This is a genomic window from Streptomyces sp. NPDC021562, from assembly GCF_040640875.1.
In the GTDB taxonomy this organism is placed as follows: Bacteria; Actinomycetota; Actinomycetes; order Streptomycetales; family Streptomycetaceae; genus Streptomyces.
In genome coordinates, this window is the sequence record NZ_JBFACN010000013.1 from 140,433 (window position 1) to 157,232 (window position 16,800).

At 71.7% G+C, this 16,800-nt stretch carries 16 protein-coding genes; 14 read left to right on the forward strand and 2 right to left on the reverse strand.

Going from position 1 to position 16,800, the window contains the following annotated elements; all coding sequences use genetic code 11:
* The first annotated feature begins 119 nt into the window (after positions 1-119).
* The 4 genes from lnt to AB0G52_RS21705 all read left to right on the forward strand — a co-directional run bounded on the left by lnt (position 120) and on the right by AB0G52_RS21705 (position 4,499).
* Positions 120-1,733, forward strand: a complete 1,614-nt coding sequence (gene lnt, locus AB0G52_RS21690; protein WP_361337967.1) for an apolipoprotein N-acyltransferase — start codon at positions 120-122, stop codon at positions 1,731-1,733.
* A gap of 67 nt (positions 1,734-1,800) precedes the next feature.
* A complete protein-coding gene (locus AB0G52_RS21695; protein ID WP_132887497.1) occupies positions 1,801-2,280 on the forward strand; it encodes an NUDIX domain-containing protein in 480 nt (159 codons plus the stop codon).
* An 89-nt stretch (positions 2,281-2,369) separates the two neighbouring features.
* Positions 2,370-3,128 (forward strand): IclR family transcriptional regulator, encoded by a 759-nt coding sequence (locus AB0G52_RS21700; RefSeq protein WP_132887498.1) that lies wholly within the window; start codon positions 2,370-2,372, stop codon positions 3,126-3,128.
* 96 nt (positions 3,129-3,224) lie between these two features.
* Entirely contained in the window at positions 3,225-4,499 is a 1,275-nt protein-coding gene (locus tag AB0G52_RS21705; protein WP_361337968.1) for a PP2C family protein-serine/threonine phosphatase, read from the forward strand.
* 96 nt (positions 4,500-4,595) lie between these two features.
* Here AB0G52_RS21705 and AB0G52_RS21710 read toward each other — a convergent pair whose 3' ends face one another.
* Positions 4,596-5,021 carry an ATP-binding protein gene (locus tag AB0G52_RS21710; protein WP_132887500.1) on the reverse strand — a complete coding sequence of 142 codons (426 nt, stop codon included), beginning with the start codon at positions 5,019-5,021 and terminating at the stop codon, positions 4,596-4,598.
* A gap of 190 nt (positions 5,022-5,211) precedes the next feature.
* Between AB0G52_RS21710 and AB0G52_RS21715 the strand changes: the two genes are divergently transcribed.
* From AB0G52_RS21715 to AB0G52_RS21730, 4 genes are all read left to right on the forward strand, one after another.
* Positions 5,212-5,979, forward strand: coding sequence for an IclR family transcriptional regulator (locus AB0G52_RS21715; protein WP_361337969.1), 768 nt, complete (start codon positions 5,212-5,214; stop codon positions 5,977-5,979).
* A 66-nt stretch (positions 5,980-6,045) separates the two neighbouring features.
* Entirely contained in the window at positions 6,046-7,563 is a 1,518-nt protein-coding gene (gene glpK, locus AB0G52_RS21720; RefSeq protein WP_132887502.1) for a glycerol kinase GlpK, read from the forward strand.
* 132 nt (positions 7,564-7,695) lie between these two features.
* Positions 7,696-8,169 carry a carboxymuconolactone decarboxylase family protein gene (locus AB0G52_RS21725; protein ID WP_132887504.1) on the forward strand — a complete coding sequence of 158 codons (474 nt, stop codon included), beginning with the start codon at positions 7,696-7,698 and terminating at the stop codon, positions 8,167-8,169.
* A gap of 146 nt (positions 8,170-8,315) precedes the next feature.
* Positions 8,316-9,239 (forward strand): RNA polymerase sigma-70 factor, encoded by a 924-nt coding sequence (locus tag AB0G52_RS21730; RefSeq protein ID WP_132887505.1) that lies wholly within the window; start codon positions 8,316-8,318, stop codon positions 9,237-9,239.
* Positions 9,240-10,170: 931 nt separating this feature from the next.
* Here AB0G52_RS21730 and AB0G52_RS21735 read toward each other — a convergent pair.
* Positions 10,171-11,097, reverse strand: a complete 927-nt coding sequence (locus AB0G52_RS21735; protein WP_361337971.1) for a LysR family transcriptional regulator — start codon at positions 11,095-11,097, stop codon at positions 10,171-10,173.
* Positions 11,098-11,240: 143 nt separating this feature from the next.
* On the opposite strand from AB0G52_RS21735, the gene AB0G52_RS21740 reads away from it, so the two are divergent.
* The 6 genes from AB0G52_RS21740 (at position 11,241) to AB0G52_RS21765 (ending at position 16,793) form a co-directional block, all read left to right on the forward strand.
* Positions 11,241-11,318: a putative leader peptide gene (locus AB0G52_RS21740; RefSeq protein ID WP_350786652.1), complete on the forward strand. Its 78-nt coding sequence runs from the start codon at positions 11,241-11,243 to the stop codon at positions 11,316-11,318.
* A 135-nt stretch (positions 11,319-11,453) separates the two neighbouring features.
* Positions 11,454-12,569 carry a dimethylsulfone monooxygenase SfnG gene (sfnG, locus tag AB0G52_RS21745; RefSeq protein WP_132887507.1) on the forward strand — a complete coding sequence of 372 codons (1,116 nt, stop codon included), beginning with the start codon at positions 11,454-11,456 and terminating at the stop codon, positions 12,567-12,569.
* A 30-nt stretch (positions 12,570-12,599) separates the two neighbouring features.
* Entirely contained in the window at positions 12,600-13,817 is a 1,218-nt protein-coding gene (locus AB0G52_RS21750) for an acyl-CoA dehydrogenase family protein (RefSeq protein ID WP_361337973.1), read from the forward strand.
* Positions 13,818-13,878: 61 nt separating this feature from the next.
* Complete coding sequence (ssuE, locus tag AB0G52_RS21755) at positions 13,879-14,436, forward strand: NADPH-dependent FMN reductase (protein WP_132887509.1); 558 nt, start codon at positions 13,879-13,881, stop codon at positions 14,434-14,436.
* 3 nt (positions 14,437-14,439) lie between these two features.
* The gene (locus tag AB0G52_RS21760) at positions 14,440-15,624 is read left to right on the forward strand and encodes an SfnB family sulfur acquisition oxidoreductase (RefSeq protein ID WP_361337975.1); all 1,185 of its coding nucleotides are present in this window, start codon (positions 14,440-14,442) and stop codon (positions 15,622-15,624) included.
* Positions 15,625-15,650: 26 nt separating this feature from the next.
* A complete protein-coding gene (locus AB0G52_RS21765) occupies positions 15,651-16,793 on the forward strand; it encodes an LLM class flavin-dependent oxidoreductase (RefSeq protein WP_361337977.1) in 1,143 nt (380 codons plus the stop codon).
* The last annotated feature ends 7 nt before the right edge of the window (positions 16,794-16,800 follow it).

Genomic DNA, 16,800 nt, shown 5'->3' on the forward strand with positions numbered 1-16,800 from the left:
CGCCTCGCACACCGTAACCGCCGATGCCCGTCTTGTGGACGACGTGTGCGGGAACCGTGCGATTCCTGCATCCCGGGACCGCGCTGTCGGCCGTACGGTCCCGGCCGTACACTCCCCGAGTGACCGTCACCGCAACTTCCGTGGACCGATCGGACCAGCTCACGCCGCGCCCCACGCCCGGTGCGCGCGGCCTCGCGCTGCTCCGCCGACTGGTTCCGGCCGCAGTCTCCGCCCTGAGCGGAGTGCTGCTGTACGTCAGCTTCCCGCCCCGCACCCTGTGGTGGCTCGCCCTGCCCGCCTTCGCCGGCTTCGGCTGGGTCCTGCGCGGCCGCGCCTGGAAGGCGGCCCTCGGACTCGGCTATCTCTTCGGCCTCGGCTTCCTGCTGCCCCTGCTGGTGTGGACCGGCGTCGAGGTCGGCCCCGGCCCGTGGCTGGCGCTGGTGGCCGTCGAGGCGATCTTCGTCGCCCTGGTCGGGGTGGGCGTCGCCGCGGTCTCCAGGCTGCCGGCGTGGCCGGTGTGGGCGGCCGCCCTCTGGATCGCCGGCGAGGCCGTACGCGCACGCGTGCCCTTCCGCGGCTTCCCCTGGGGCAAGATCGCCTTCGGTCAGGCGGACGGCGTCTTCCTGCCGCTCGCCGCGGTGGGCGGCACCCCGGTGCTGGGCTTCGCGGTCGTCCTGTGCGGGTTCGGTCTGTACGAGGCGGGGCGGCTCGCCGTCGAGGGCCGGCGCACGCGTGAGCTCCGGCGCGGGGCCGCGGCGGCGGCCCTGCTGAGCGTGGCGGTCCCCGTGGTGGGCGCGGTCGCGGCGCGGACCCTGGTGAGCGACAAGGCGGAGCACGGCTCGGTGACCGTCGCGCTCATCCAGGGCAACGTGCCGCGGGCCGGCCTCGACTTCGCCTCCCAGCGGCAGGCCGTGCTCGACCACCACGTGAAGGAGACCCTCAGGCTCGCCGCCGACATCAAGGCGGGCAAGGTCGCCAAGCCGGCCTTCGTGCTGTGGCCGGAGAACTCCTCCGACGTCGACCCGTACGCCGACGCCGGCGCGGCGGCCGTGATCGACGAGGCCTCGAAGGCGGTGGGCGTGCCCATCTCGGTCGGCGGCGTCGTCGAACGCGACGGCAAGCTGCTCAACGAGCAGATCCTGTGGGACCCGGTCAAGGGACCGACGTCGACCTACGACAAGCGGCAGATCCAGCCCTTCGGCGAGTACCTCCCGCTGCGCGGTCTGGTCGGCGCCATCAACAAGAACTGGACCGGCATGGTCCGCCAGGACTTCAGCCGCGGCACCAAGCCCGGCGTCTTCGACATCGACGGCACCAAGGTGGGCCTCGCCACCTGTTACGAGGCCGCCTTCGACTGGGACGTACGGGACACGGTCACGCGCGGTGCACAGATGATCTCCGTGCCCAGCAACAACGCCACCTTCGACCGCAGCGAGATGACCTACCAGCAGCTCGCCATGTCCCGCATCCGCGCGGTCGAACACAGCCGGACGGTCACCGTGCCGGTGACCAGCGGGGTCAGCGCGATCATCATGCCGGACGGGACGATCACCCAGAAGACCGGCATGTTCGTGCCCGCCTACCTGGTCCAGAAGGTGCCGCTGCGCACCTCCCGGACGCCCGCGACGGAACTCGGCATCCTGCCCGAGATCGCTCTGGTGCTGGCGGCCGCGGGCGGTGTCGGCTGGGCGATCGGGTCCGGCCTGCGCCGTCGGCGCGCCGGTGACGCGTAGTCGTACACCCGCTGTACGCCCCGTGGTCCCTGCCGGGCAGCGATCACCGGGCGGCTAGGGTCGGCTCATGGCTACCCCTGAGTTCATCCGCGCCGTCCGGGCCTCCGCGGGCCACCAGCTGCTCTGGCTGCCCGGGATCACCGCCATCGTCTTCGACGACGACGGCAGAGTGCTGCTGGGCCGCCGCACCGACACCGGTAAGTGGTCGGTCATCGGCGGCATTCCGGAACCGGGGGAGCAGCCGGCGGTCTGCGCCGTGCGGGAGGTCTTCGAGGAGACCGCGGTGCGCTGCGTCGCCGAGCGGGTGGTCCTCGTCCAGGCGCTGGACCCGGTCACCTACCCCAACGGCGACGTCTGCCAGTACATGGACATCACCTTCCGCTGCCGGGCCGTCGGCGGCGAGGCCCGGGTCAACGACGACGAGTCGTTGGAGGTGGCCTGGTTCGACGTGGACGCCCTGCCCGAGCTGAACCAGTTCGGGACCTTCCGGATCAAGCAGGCCCTGTCGGAGGCGCCCACCTGGTTCGACGCCGCGACCTCCGGCTGACGGGGCGGGCCGGCTCACGCGGGGACGGGGGCCGGCGGTCCGCCGGGTCGCCCCTTGCTACCGGCGGGTGCCAGGCGCACGCTGGTGGCATGAGCGTCCACGAAAGCCCCACGCTCATCATGTCCGTGCAGCGCGCCTTCCGTCTGCTGGAGGCGGTGAGCGCGCACGAGAACGGCGCGCCCGCGAAGCAACTGGCGCGTGAGACGGGGCTGCCCCTGGCGACCACCTACCACCTGCTGCGGACCCTGGTCCACGACGGATACCTCCGCAAGCTGGACGACGGAGGGTTCATCCTCGGCGACAAGCTGCTGACGCTGCACACCGCGAGCCACGGGCAGACGCTGCTCAGCCGCGTACGCCCGACCCTTGCCGCCCTCCGCGACGAGCTGGCCACCGCCACCTACCTCACCTTCTACGAGGAGGGCGAGATCAGCGTCGCCGAGATCGTGGACAGCCCCCGCGCGCCCCGGACCGACCTCTGGGTGGGGTTCGAGGACGCCGGGCACGCCACCGCGCTGGGCAAGGCGGTCCTGCGGGAACTGGACGACGACGCGCGCCGCGACTACCTCTCCCGGCACCATCTCGCCGACCTGACCCCCCGCACCATCACCAGCCTCCCGGAACTGCTCCGCAAGCTCGACACCTCTCCCCTCGCCCCGGCGGTCACGGACCTGGAGGAGTACGCGCTCGGCACGGTGTGCGTCGCCGTGCCGATCTACCGCGGTGACGTTCTCGGCTCGCTCGGCGTCTCCCTCCCGACGGAACGGCTCGCCCGGCTCCCCGAGCTGCGGGCCAGGCTGCTGCCGGTGGCCGACCGGGTGACGAGGAGCCTCTCGTTCACTATCTGAAAATCCGCTCCTTGTGACGTGCCGACCGAACCTTTTTCCTGGATGAAACGGACAAGTCGGTAGTGCACCCCGTGCAGTGAGGATTGCGGACGGAACATGAGGCAGGCGCGAGAGCAGGGCGACCACCACGGGCCGTCGTGGCCGTTCAGGAAGCGGGGGGCGCGTCCGGGGACGGCGGCCTCCCGCGGCTCCGGCCCGCAGCTGGCCGCCGGAATCCCGGTGCTGCCCGTACTGATCGTCTGCGGGGTCGTGTGGGTGGACGTCCTCGGCGGTTCGGGGTTGTTCTGGCTGCCGCTGCTCGCGGCCGGTCCGGCGCTGGCGGCCAGCACCAACGGCTTCCGGGGCGTGCTGTGTGTCGGTTTCCTCGCCGCGGCGCTGGGCGGGACGCTCGGCGCCCAGGACGGGGTGCCGGCGCGTGAGCTGGCCGTCGTCCTGTCGGCCCTGCTGGCCGTCACTCTGGCGAGCGCCCTGGCCAGCGCGTTGCGGGGCCGTCGGGAGCGGGTGCTCGACGCCGTCCGCTCGGTCGCGGAGGCCGCGCAGCACGCGGTGCTGCAGCCCGTGCCGCAGAACGTGGGCCCGTTCCGGGTGGCGGTCCGCTACAGCGCCGCGGCGGCGGAGGCCCGGATCGGCGGTGACCTCTACGCCCTGGTGTCCACCCCGCACGGGGTCAGGCTCATCGTGGGCGACGTGCGCGGCAAGGGACTGCCCGCGGTGGGCACCGCCGCCCTGGTCCTGGGGGTCTTTCGCGAGGCCGCCTACGACGAGCCGGAACTCCTGGCCGTCGTCGGCAGGATCGAGCGGAGCCTGGCGCGCAACCTGGGCCCCGACGACTTCGTCACCGCGGTGGTCGTCGGACACCCGGGGGAGGGGCGGCTGGAGATGGTGAACTGCGGACACGCGCCACCCCTGCTCATATCCGCCTCGGGGGAGGTCGTCGCGGCCGAGTCCACCCGGCCGGCGCCGCCCCTGGGACTGCGCGCCCTCGTCGGCGAGCCCCCCTGCCTGGAGATCCTGCCCTTCTCCGAGGGGGACCAGCTGCTGCTCTACACCGACGGGGTCACCGAGGCCCGCGACCGTGCGCGCAGGTTCTACCCGCTGGCCGAAGGGGTGGCACGCCATGTGTCCGACGAACCGGAACACGTCCTGACCGCGGTCCACGACGAACTGCTGGCGCACGTGGGCGGCCGACTGCACGACGACGCGGCGCTGCTCCTGCTCCGTATGCGGGCCGCGGACCGCTCCCGCAGCGTCGGGCCGGTGGAGGCGCCGGGCGAAGGTGTCCGGCCGGTCGAGCGGACGGATGCGCCGGGCGGAGATGTCCGGCCGATCGAGCGGACGGGCCGCACCTCGCCCTCGCGCCTCGGCTGCTGACAGGCGGTACGCGTCCGCCCGGTCCCGGCCGCCCGAACCAGGAGACGGTTCAGGCGGCCGAGACCGGGCGGACGCGCCGCGGACCGGCCTGGGTCCTCACACCGCGACCAGTTCGGCCCACCGGGTCACTCCACGCCGGCACGTGCGCATGCCGTACCGGGTGGCCAGCGCGTGGACTATCTCCTCGCCCCGCCCGTGCTCGTCCGGGTCGATCCCCGCGGGCGGCTGTCCCTCCGCCCGGCACGGGCCCGCGTCGGTCACTTCGATGTGCAGGGTCCCCAGTCCGGCGTCGCGGTTCCAGGAAAGCCGCAGCACCGCCGGGGGCAGTGCGTGGACGAGTGCGTTGGTGAGCAGTTCCGACACCACCAGCAGCGCGTCCTCGATGACGTCCGGGGACACCTTCCAGGCGGTCAGGACCGCACCGGCCCGTCGGCGCACGTCGGAGACGGCACCGGGAACGGGAGGCGTCGGGAAAACGTGTTCGCTTGCCTCCCGCACCAGGGTATTGAGCTGTACCGCCATCTTGTGTCTCCAGAGGTGAGGTCATCGGGTCCCGCCTCACACGCCTCGGCGCATGTGCCGAACCTCGTAGCACGCTAAGGAGCCGGCTCGCGTCGGTCAATGAACGTCGGTCGGCATTACCGAACGGTGCCGCGGTGCCCCGGCCGTCGCCCGCACGGCAGACCTGCCGTGGCGGTAATAAGCTCGCTTCATGGCCGGTCCGGTCCAGTCGATCGAACGGGCGGCCGCGATTCTGCGCCTGCTCGCCGCCGGGCCTCGCCGGCTGGGGCTCGGCGAGGTGGCGGCCTCCCTGGGGCTTGCCAAGGGAACCGCCCACGGCATCCTGCGCACACTCCAGCACGTGGATTTCGTCGAGCAGGACGCGGCGACCGGAAAGTACCAGCTCGGAGCTGCCTTGCTGCACCTCGGCACGAGTTATCTCGACGTCAACGAACTGCGGTCGCGTTCCATCAACTGGGCCGATGCCCTGGCCGCCCGCAGCGGGGAGGCGGTACGCCTGGGCACCCCCCTGGAGGGCAGGGTCCTCGTCGTCCACCACGTGTTCCGGCCGGACGACACACTCCAGACCCTGGACGTGGGCGCGCTGCTCCCCCTGCACGCCTCCTCGCTCGGCAAGGTCCTTTTGGCCTACGGGGCGGCGCCCCTCGACGCGGCCGTGGAATCGGGCCTGGAGCCGTACACCCGGCACACCCTGGTCACCCAGGAACAGCTCACCCGGGCCCTCGCCGAGGTCAGGGAGGTGGGCTGGGCCGCCGAGACACAGGAGATGAGCATGGGCGAGGCCGGGCTGGCCGTGCCGATCCGCGGCCACGGCGGTCTCGTCGTCGGCGCCATCGGGCTCTCCGGGCCCGTCGAGAGGATCTGTGACAGTCAGGCCCGGCCCCGGCCCCACCTGATCACGCTGATCCGCGAGGCCGCCCGCGCGGTCTCCCGGGACCTGGGCGCCGCCCGCTGGTGAACACCTCGGCCCCTGCCCCGGCGCCCCCGGCGCTCCCCCCGCGACCATCGGAAGGAGGTCCCGATCATGGTGGAACGGTATGTGATGTCCATCGATCAGGGCACCAACTCCACCCGATGCATCCTCTTCGACCGGGGCGGGCGGCTGGTGTCCGTCGCGCAGAGGGAGCACCAGCAGCACTTCCCGAAGCCCGGCTGGGTCGAGCACGACGCCGCCGAGATCTGGCACAACCTGCGCCGTGTGATGTCCGAGGCCCTGTCCGGGGCAGGGGCGGCCGTCGACACCGGACAGATCGCCGCCGTCGGCCTGGCCAACCAGCGGGAGACGACGGTGGTCTGGGACCGGCGCACGGGCACCCCGGTGGGGCGCGCGATCGTCTGGCAGGACACCCGCACCGCGCCCCTGGTCGAGGACCTGGCCCGCCACCCCGGAGAGGAGTTCTTCCTCGACCGGTGCGGGCTGCCGCCCTCCACCTACTTCTCGGCGCTGCGGCTGCGCTGGCTGTTCGACAACGTCAAGGGCCTGGAACAGCGTGCCGAGGACGGCGAGGTGCTGTTCGGCACGATCGAGAGCTGGCTGATCTGGAACCTGACCGGCGGCGCCGACGGCGGCCTGCACATCACCGACGCCACCAACGCCAGCCGCACCATGCTGATGAACATCCACTCGCTGACCTGGGACGAGGAACTCCTGGCGTTCTTCGGCGTCCCCCGCGCGATGCTCCCCGAGATCAGGCCCTCCGCGGAGATCTACGGCGAGGCCGGCCCGCCGATCGACGGCGTGCCCATCGCGGCCGCGCTCGGCGACCAGCAGGCGGCCCTGTTCGGCCAGACCTGCTTCTCCCCGGGCGAAGCCAAGTGCACCTACGGAACGGGGAGCTTCCTGCTGCTCAACACCGGCACCGACGTCGTACGGTCCCGGCACGGACTGCTCACCACGGTCGCCTACCGGATCGGGGACCGGCCGCCCGTGTACGCACTGGAAGGGTCGATCGCCGTCACCGGTTCCCTGGTCCAGTGGTTCCGTGACCGGCTGGGACTCATCAACAGCGCCCCGGAGATCGAGACGCTCGCGAGGACCGTCGAGGACAACGGCGGCTGCTACATCGTCCCCGCCTTCTCTGGCCTGTTCGCACCGCGCTGGCGCAGTGACGCGCGCGGGGTGATCGTCGGCCTCACCTCCTACATCACCAGCGGGCACCTGGCCCGGGCGGTCCTGGAGGCCACCGGCTGGCAGACGCGGGAGGTCGTCGACGCCATGAACGCCGACTCCTCGGTGCGGCTGAAGGAGCTGAAGGTGGACGGTGGCATGACGGCGGACAACCTGCTCATGCAGTTCGTCGCCGACGTCCTCGACGTGCCCGTGGTACGGCCCATGGTCTCCGAGACGGTCTCCCTGGGAGCCGCCTACGCCGCCGGGCTCGCCGCCGGCTACTGGCCGGACCTGGAGGTGCTGCGCCGCAACTGGCACCCGGCCGCCCGCTGGCTGCCCGCGATGGACCCCGGCCACCGGGACGCGGAGTACGAGAACTGGCAGCGCGCCGTCGAACGGTCGCTGGGCTGGATCAGACGGCCGCGACCCTAGCCTCGCGCTTCCATGAAGCGGCCTGCCTCGGCATGAACCCCGGTGACGCGGGTCACATTCGTCCATGTCACAGGGTGTCGGGCTACCTCGTCCCAGGGGGTGTACCCACTGGCGACCACAGAGGAGCACACCATGGACGCGCGACTGAACTACTTCGCCAGCCCGACCGCCGGCAAGGCCCTGAAGCACTTCATGTCGGCGGGCAAGGCGCTCAAGGACTCGCCGCTGCCGGCCGTGACGCAGGAGCTGGTGGCGCTGCGCGTGAGCCAGATCAACGGCTGCGCCGTCTGCATCGACATGCACACCAAGGAGGCCGCCGCTGCCGGCGAGACCTCGCTGCGGCTGCACCTGGTCGCGGCGTGGCGGGAGGCCACGGTGTTCACCGAGGCCGAGCGTGCTGCGCTGGAGCTGGCGGAGCAGGGGACCCGGGTCGCGGACGCGGCCGACGGGGTCAGCGACGAGGTGTGGGCCCGGGCCGCCAAGCACTACGACGAGGAGCAGCTCACCGCCCTGGTGATGCTGGTGTCCTTCATGAACACGGTGAACCGGCTCAATATCATCACCCAGCAGCCGGCCGGCGACTACGTGGTCGGGCAGTTCCACTGAGCGGCGGTACGTTCCGGGGCCCGGGACGGGCCCCGGACCCGGAAACGGGACGTTGCCCCGGTCCGCCGCTTGACCGGATGATCATCTGAAGACGCCCGAGTCGGCCAGTACGGCCGGGTCGAAGAGGATTTCAAGGGGGAGTGGGCGTGAGCAAGGTCGAGGAGTTCGAGGAGCTGCGGCCGCTGCTGTTCTCGATCGCCTATCGGATTCTGGGCAGTGTGGGCGAGGCTGAGGACGCGGTGCAGGAGACGTGGCTCCGCTTCGATGCCTCGACGACCCGGGTCGCGTCGCCCAAGGCGTTTCTGTCGGCCACGGTGACACGGATTTCGATCGACGTGCTGCGCTCCGCACGGGTGCGGCGGGAGGAGTACGTCGGACCGTGGCTCCCGGAGCCGCTGCTCAGCGACCCGTACCAGGACCCGGAACGCTCGGCGGAGCTGGCCGACTCGGTCTCGATGGCTGCGCTGTTGCTGTTGGAGCGGCTCAGCCCGCTGGAGCGGTCGGTGTTCGTGCTGCGGGAGGTGTTCGCCTTCGGCTTCGACGAGATCGCCGCGGCGGTGGGGCGGTCGGAGGCGGCGTGCCGGCAGCTGTTGGTTCGGGCGCGGCGGCACATGCAGGCCGGGCGGCCACGCTTTGAGGCGGACCGTAAGGAGCGGCAGGAGCTCGCGGCGCGGTTCTTCGACGCGCTGAAGGGCGGCGACGTGGGCGGGCTACAGAATCTGCTGGCCGCCGACGTGCACATGGTCGGGGACGGCGGTGGCAAGGCCCCGCAGCTGGCCAGGGCCGTCGTGGGTGCCGAGAACGTGGCCCGACTGCTCGCCGCCGTCTACCCGCTGATGGCCCGGATCGACGTGACGTTCGAGCCGCACGAAGTCAACGGCCAGCCGGGCGCGGTCTTCCGCGACCGGGACGGCAAGGTCCTCCACATCCTGGCCCTCGACGTGCTCGACGGGCAGATCCAGACCATCCGCTCGGTCATCAACCCTGACAAGCTGGGCCACTTGGGCCCGGTCGCCGACGCCTGGGCCATCGACCACGAGGTGAAACAGGTCCGTCGGCAGATGAACTGACCTCCACCGTGGTGAAGACCGGGTTGTTCACCAGCAGTCACGTCAGCGGCAGGCAGGGTACGCGCGTGCCTTGGCGGCGAACTGGTGTTCCACAATGTCCGGGCGTCCGCCGAGCACATGATCGGCTGGGAGCCGTGAGTCGCTCGTTCCGCAACGGCTCCAGTTCCTGCACCTCTACCGGCCAATGAAGGGCGCTGCGGGTTTCGCTCGCTGCAACGGGCGTATTGAGGAGGTTCATGCCTGACTATCTGCGGAAAATAGGACTGCTGACTCACTGTTAATAGTGCTAGTAGTCCTTCGTGTGGTCGGTGGGAGCCGCCCGGATGTCGTGAAAAAGGGTGCCGCGCCGAGCCCTTTCCTGCGCGTAGATTGCTCGCAGCAGTCGGTCGATGTTCGAGATACCGGGAAGGGCATGGAAAGGACCGAAGAAGTTCTCACCACCAGGGAATTACTGATCGCCATCATGGCGCTGGTGTCCCCGGGGTCCCCCTGGGGAACCGGGTGGACGCCGAGCCCCGCACCCGCCGCCCACGACCAGGGACCGGAACACCGCGCGGAAGGAATCCGTCATGCCGAGCGCGACCAGTGAGGTCCTGGTGACCGGCCTCGGCACGACCACCCCGCTGGGCAGCGCTGCTGTCGGGCCAGGTCCGGGGTGTCCCGGCCCAGCCGGGACGGGATCGAACGGGTACCGGCGGACGCCGACCCGGTCGCGGCATGCCGTCAGTACGCGGGCGACTGGCACCGGATGGCTGAGCTGGGGGCGGTGCCCGGCGTCCTCGGTCACCGTGACCGGCGCGGCCACGGGCTCGGCGAAGGGGTCCTGCGAGCCCGCGACGATCTCCAGGGAGCGGCCGACACCACCGGCGAAGACGGTGGAACATCCCCGCACCACACGATCGGGGGTGTCGCGCCGCACGTCCACGTGCCGTCAGGGACGGTGCCGCGGGGCCACCGTCCCGCCCAGTTCGGCCGCCCGGCGCACGAACGTCTCGTGCAGGTCCCGCGCCGCCCGCGGCACCGAGTCGGCCCGCCGGCGCCGCAGTGTCAGCAGCACCCGGGTGGCGTCCCCGGCCAGCGGCCGGCACACGATCGTCCCCTCGCGCTCCAGCGGGTCCCCGACCACGCTGAAGTCCGGCAGCACGGTGGCGCCGAGCCCCTCCGCGACCATCAGCTTGCCCATCTCCGCCCCGTCGGTCGAGTAGGAGAACGCGGGCGCGCGGCCCGCCAGCAGCCGGTGCACGTAACGGTGCATCACATAACCGGTGCGCATGGCGATCAACGGCACGGAGAGCAACTCGTCGGCCGTCAACTCGGGCCGGCCGGCCAGCGGACTGTCCGGCCGTACGCACACCACCGGTCGCCCGCGCAGCAGTTCGGTGACCTCGAAACCGGCCGGCACGTCGTCACCGTCCAGGTGGTTCACGAGACCCAGGTCGAACCCGCCCTCGGCGAGGCCGCGGTGGATCTCCGTCTGCTGGGCGCCCACCACCTCGACCTGGGTCACCGGATGCGTGGTGCGGAAGTCCCGCAGCACCGGGATGAGCAACGGCACGGTCGCCGCGTTGACCGTGCCCACGCGCACCATCCGGCTGATGCGGTGCTGCTCGCCCGCCGCCAGCCGCAGCCGGTCCACCGCCTCCAGCACATCGACGATCCGGGGCAGCAGCTCCTGCCCCGCCGCGCTCATCGTCGCCCCGGTGCGCTTGCGCTCCAGCAGATCGACGCCCAGTTCCCGCTCCAGGTTCCGCACCGTCTCGCTCAACGCGGGCTGGGAAAGGCGCAGTTCGTCGGCCGCCCGGCGCAGCGAGCCGAGCCGGGTCACGGCCGCTATGTATTCCAGCTGTTCGGTCCGCATACCGGCAGAATGCGCGGCCGGCCGGGACGGGTTCAAGGGTTTCCCTGTCACACGTTCGTGAAATTCAATGGTCCGCGATACGAGAACGGTCGGGTTTTCCTTGACTGGTCTCGGCGGCCACTGCGACCATCGACGACATGAAGATGCGACTGGACCTCACGCGGCGACGCCACGTCGACCTCGCGCGCGTCTCCAGCGCCTCCTGTTGCGCCGCGGCCTGATCGACCCACCAAGATCCGCCGCGCTCTCCGCATCACCTTTTCCCGCCCGAATTCACCGCACCGCGCCCAGCACCTCTCCGCGCCGTGCACCGCCCGAATTCCGGCGTGCCCGAAAACCCGCAACAGGAGTTCCGCATGGCCGCCGCGCCCCTGAAATTCGCCTACTGGGTCCCCAACGTCAGCGGAGGACTCGTCACCAGCACCATCGAGCAACGCACCGACTGGGGTTACGACTACAACCGCGAACTCGCCGTCCTCGCCGAGAACAACGGCTTCGAGTACGCGCTCAGCCAAGTCCGCTACATGGCCAGTTACGGCGCCGAGTACCAGCACGAGTCGACCGGCTTCAGCCTCGCGCTGCTGCTCGCCACCGAACGCCTGAAGGTGATCGCCGCCGTCCACCCCGGCCTCTGGCATCCGGGTGTCCTCGCCAAGTTCGGCGCCACCGCCGACCACCTCTCGAACGGCCGCTTCGCGGTCAACGTCGTCTCCGGCTGGTTCAAGGGCGAGTTCACCGCGCTCGGCGAACCCTGGCTGGAGCACGACGAACGCTACCGCCGTGCCGAGGAGTTCATCCGGGCGCTGCGCCAGATCTGGACCGAGGACCACACCGAACTCGCCGGCGACTTCTACCGGCTGCGGGACTTCTCCCTGAAGCCCAAGCCGCTCAACACCCCCGAGCGCCCGCATCCGGAGATCTTCCAGGGCGGCAACTCCACCGCCGCCCGCGCGATGGCCGGGCGGGTCTCCGACTGGTACTTCTCCAACGGCAAGGACTTCGACGGGGTGACCGAGCAGATCAACGACGTCCGCAAGGCCGCGGCCGAAGCGGGCCGCACGGCACCGAAGTTCGGCCTCAACGGCTTCCTCATCGCCCGTGACACCGAGGCCGAGGCCCGCGACACCCTCCGCGAGATCATCGCCAAGGCCGACCGCGAGGCCGTCGCGGGGTTCGGCGCGGCCGTCAAGCAGGCCGGGCAGTCCGCCGCCGACGGCAAGGGCATGTGGCAGGACTCCACCTTCGAGGACCTCGTCCAGTACAACGACGGCTTCCGCACCGGACTGATCGGCACCCCCGAGCAGATCGCCGAACGGATCGTGGCCTACAAGCGGCTCGGCGTCGACCTCTTCCTGCTCGGCTTCCTGCACTACCACGAGGAGGTCGAGTACTTCGGCAAGCGGGTGCTGCCCCTCGTACGCGAACGTGAAGCCGCTCTCGCGGACCCACAGTCCGAGCCCGCCCACGTCTGACCCCCCCCACGCCGCGAAAGAGGAAACCCCATGAGCACTGTCACGCCCGTCGACTGGGAGACCCGCCCGACCCCCGCCACCGCCGACGAGTGGATCGCCCGCGCCGCCGAGGTCGCCGCCGTCCTCGCCACCGACGCCGCCGCCCGCGACCGGGCCGGCGCCACCCCGCACGCCGAGGTCCGGCTCCTCAAGGACTCCGGCCTGGTCACCCTGCTGGGCCCCGTCGAGCACGGCGGCGCGGGCCAGGACTGGACCACCGCCTACCGGGTCGTGCGCGAGGTCGCCAAGGCCGACGGCTCCATCGGCCAGCTCCTCGGCTACCACTACCTCTGGAACTGGGCCGCCCGGCTGGTCGGCACCCGCGAGCAGTGGGAGCACGTCGAGGCCGAGGCCGCCCGCAACCGCTGGTTCTTCGGCGGCGCCGTCAACCCCCGCGACCAGGACGTGGTCGTCACCGAGGACGGCGACGACCTGGTCTTCACCGGCCGCAAGTCCTTCTCCACCGGCAGCAGGGTCTCCGACGTCACCGTCCTCGAAGGCGTCTTCGAAGGCACCGACAAGCACGTCTTCGCCATCGTCCCCTCCGACAGCGAGGGCCTGACCTTCCACGACGACTGGGACAACATCGGCCAGCGGCTCACCGAGAGCGGCGGCGTCACCCTCGACGGCGTACGCGCCCCCTGGTCGTCGGCCGCCGGATACGTCGGCAAGGAGTTCCGGCCGCGGGTCTACAACACCCTCAACGTCCCCACCATCCAGTTGGTGTTCGTCAACTTCTACCTCGGTATCGCGGCCGGCGCCCTGGAGACCGCCGCCACCTACACCCGTACCAGGTCCCGCGCCTGGCTGCACGGCGGCTACGAACGCGCCGTCGACGAGCCGTACGTCATCGACACGTACGGCGACCTGACCGCGAAGCTCTGGGCGGCCGAGGCCCTCGCCGACGCCGTCGCCGCCGAGGGCCGGCAGCTGCACGACGACCCGGACGCCGTCACCCCCGAGGCGCGGGGCGCCTTCGAGGTCCGGGTCGCCGCGATCAAGGCCCGCGCCACCGACGTCGCCCTGGAGATCGGCAACCGGATCTTCGAGGTCACCGGCGCCCGTGCCACGGCCACCGCCGAGGGCCTGGACCGCTTCTGGCGCAACGTCCGCACCCACACCCTGCACGACCCGGTCGCCTACAAGCGGCGCGAGGTGGGCCGCTGGGTCCTCGAAGGCGAACTGCCCGAACCCACCTGGTACTCCTGACCCTTCCCCGCCGGGCGCCCGCCTCGCACGGGCGCCCGGACCACCAGAAAGAGGCAGCTCCATGGCCACCGTCCTGTCCGTCTCCGGCAGTCCCTCCGCCTCCTCCCGCACCGGACGGCTGCTGCGCCACCTCGACCAGCGGCTCACCGCCCAGGGCCACGAGGTGATCCCGCTCGACGTCCGCACCATCCCCGCCGAGGCGCTGCTCGGCGCCGACTTCCGGCACCCCGCGATCGTCGAGGCGACCGAACTGTTCGCCCGCGCCGACGGGGTCGTGGTCGGCACCCCCGTCTACAAGGCGTCCTACTCCGGTGTCCTCAAGGCGCTGCTCGACCTGCTCCCGCAGTACGCGCTCACCGGCAAGACCGTGCTGCCGCTGGCCACCGGTGGCTCGGTCGCGCACGTCCTCGCCATCGACTACGCGCTGCGCCCGGTCCTGAACTCGATGGGCGCCGCCCACATCGTGCAGGGCTGGTTCACCCTCGACAAGGACATCACCGTCCGCGAGGACGGCACCCTCGCCCTCGCGCCGGCCGCCGCCGCGGCCCTCACGCCGGTCGTCGACCAGTTCTCCACCGCGCTCGCCGGACGGACGCCCGTCCTCGCCGTGGCGGGCTGACCGGTGACCGCGCACATCATCGCCGACGACACGGAGGCGCTCGCCGTCGCGACGGCCCTGGCCGCGGAGTTCCGCGCCGGGGCCGCCCAGCGGGACGCCGAACGCCAGCTGCCACGCGCCGAGTTGGACCGGCTCTCCGCCTCCGGCCTGCTCGGGGTGACGGTGCCTGCCGAGCACGGCGGCGCCGACGTCGGGGCCGGCACCCTCGCGGAGATCTTCCGGATCCTCGCGTCGGCCGATGCCAGCCTCGCCCAGATCCCGCAGAGCCACTTCGTCTACGTCAACGTGATCCGCCGTCAGGGCACCGAGGAGCAGCGGAAGTTCTTCTTCGCCGAGCTGCTGGCGGGCAGTCGCCTAGGCAACGCCCAGTCCGAGGCCGGTACGCAACACGTCCAGGACATCCGGACCCGGCTGGAGCCCCGCGGCGACGGCTCCTACCTGCTCACCGGAGTCAAGCACTACTCCACCGGCGCGCTCTTCGCCGACTGGATCCCCGTCCTGGCCCGTGCCGAGGACGACGACCTGCACGTGGCCTACGTCCCCCGGGACGCTCCCGGTGTCACCGTCGTCGACGACTGGGACGGCATGGGGCAGCGCACGACCGCCAGCGGGACGGTCCGGCTGGACGGCATCGCCGTGCCGGGGGACCGGGTACTGCCCCACCACCTGACCTTCCGGGGTCCGCAACTCCACGGCGCGGTTGCTCAGTTGCTGCATGCCGCCATCGACGTGGGGATCGCCGGGGGAGCCCTGGCCGAGGCCGTCGAGTTCGTCCGCACCAGGAGCCGGCCCTGGTTCGAGAGCGGAGTGGAGACCGCCGCCGAGGACCCGCTGCTGATCCAGCGGTTCGGCGAACTCGCCGTACGGGTAAGGGCGTCCGAGGCACTGCTCCGGGAGGCCGCCCGCGCGGTCGACGCGGCCGGCGCCGACCTCACCGACGCCTCGGCCGCCGAGGCGTCCATCGCCGTGGCCGCCGCGAAGGTCACGGCGGCCGGTGCCGCCGTCGAGGTCGCCGGAGCGCTGTTCGAGGTGTCCGGCACCCGCTCCGCCCTCGACTCCCTCAACCTGCACCGGCACTGGCGCGACGCGCGCACCCACACGCTGCACGATCCGGCCCGCTGGAAGATCCAGCACATCGGCCGGTACGTGCTGAACGGCACGCCGCCGCCCCGCCACGGCCTGCTCTGACGGCCACCGACGAACGGAGACCTCCCGTGTCCCTCACCTTCCACTGGTTCCTGCCCACCAACGGTGACAGCCGCCATGTCGTCGGCGGCGGCCACGGCACCCCGGCGACGGCGTCCGGCCGGGACCGGCCGCCGACGGTCGCCTACCTGAGCCAGATCGCCCAGGCCGCGGAGGACCTCGGCTTCGTGGGCGCGCTCACCCCCACCGGCGCCTGGTGCGAGGACGCCTGGCTGACCACGGCGATGGTCAGCCGGCACACCGAGCGGCTGAAGTTCCTGGTCGCCTTCCGGCCGGGCTTCGTCTCGCCGACGCTGGCCGCGCAGATGGCCGCCACCTTCCAACGGGGGACCGGCGGACGCCTGCTGCTCAACGTGGTCACCGGCGGCGAGAGCCATGAGCAGCGGGCCTACGGCGACTTCCTCGGCAAGGACGACCGGTACCGCCGCACCGGGGAGTTCCTGGAGATCGTACGGGGGCTGTGGGAGGGCAAGACGGTCGATCTGGCGGGGGAGCACCTCCGGGTCGAGGACGCGAGGCTGGCCCGGGTGCCCGATCCGGTGCCGGAGGTGTACTTCGGCGGGTCCTCGCCGCTCGCGGGCGAGGTCGCGGCCCGCCACGTCGACGTGTATCTGACCTGGGGCGAGCCACCGGCCCAGGTCGCCGAGAAGATCGCCTGGATCCGGGGGCTCGCGGAGCGCCGGGGGCGCAGGCTGCGCTTCGGAATCCGGCTGCACGTCATCACCCGGGACACGTCCGCGCAGGCCTGGGCGGAGGCCGACCGGCTGCTGGCCGGGTTCGACGCGGAGACGGTGCGGTCGGTGCAGACCGGGCTCGCCCGCAGCGAGTCCGAGGGCCAGCAGCGGATGCTGGCCCTGCACGGAGGCCGCCGGGACGCACTGGAGATCCACCCCAACCTCTGGGCGGGCATCGGGCTGGTCCGCGGTGGCGCCGGCACCGCGCTGGTCGGCTCGCACGACGAGGTCGCCACGCGGATCAGGGAGTACGCGGCGCTGGGGATCGAGGAGTTCGTGCTGTCCGGCTATCCGCACCTGGAGGAGGCGTACTGGTTCGGGGAGGGGGTACTGCCCCGGCTGGCCGCGGACGGTCTGTGGCGGCACCCCGCCGGACGCACCGAGACCCCGAAGCCCCAGGTACCGTTCGCGTCCTGACCGCGAC

Coding starts and splice junctions, on each gene's coding strand:
- AB0G52_RS21695 (WP_132887497.1), top strand. CDS start 1,801: ATGGCTACCCCTGAGTTCATCCGCGCCGTCCGGGCCTCCGCGGGCCAC.
- AB0G52_RS21700 (WP_132887498.1), top strand. CDS start 2,370: ATGAGCGTCCACGAAAGCCCCACGCTCATCATGTCCGTGCAGCGCGCC.
- AB0G52_RS21710 (WP_132887500.1), bottom strand. CDS start 5,021: ATGGCGGTACAGCTCAATACCCTGGTGCGGGAGGCAAGCGAACACGTT.
- sfnG (WP_132887507.1), top strand. CDS start 11,454: ATGGCCGCCGCGCCCCTGAAATTCGCCTACTGGGTCCCCAACGTCAGC.
- AB0G52_RS21740 (WP_350786652.1), top strand. CDS start 11,241: ATGCGACTGGACCTCACGCGGCGACGCCACGTCGACCTCGCGCGCGTC.
- ssuE (WP_132887509.1), top strand. CDS start 13,879: ATGGCCACCGTCCTGTCCGTCTCCGGCAGTCCCTCCGCCTCCTCCCGC.
- AB0G52_RS21725 (WP_132887504.1), top strand. CDS start 7,696: ATGGACGCGCGACTGAACTACTTCGCCAGCCCGACCGCCGGCAAGGCC.
- glpK (WP_132887502.1), top strand. CDS start 6,046: ATGGTGGAACGGTATGTGATGTCCATCGATCAGGGCACCAACTCCACC.
- AB0G52_RS21735 (WP_361337971.1), bottom strand. CDS start 11,097: ATGCGGACCGAACAGCTGGAATACATAGCGGCCGTGACCCGGCTCGGC.
- AB0G52_RS21750 (WP_361337973.1), top strand. CDS start 12,600: ATGAGCACTGTCACGCCCGTCGACTGGGAGACCCGCCCGACCCCCGCC.
- AB0G52_RS21715 (WP_361337969.1), top strand. CDS start 5,212: ATGGCCGGTCCGGTCCAGTCGATCGAACGGGCGGCCGCGATTCTGCGC.
- AB0G52_RS21705 (WP_361337968.1), top strand. CDS start 3,225: ATGAGGCAGGCGCGAGAGCAGGGCGACCACCACGGGCCGTCGTGGCCG.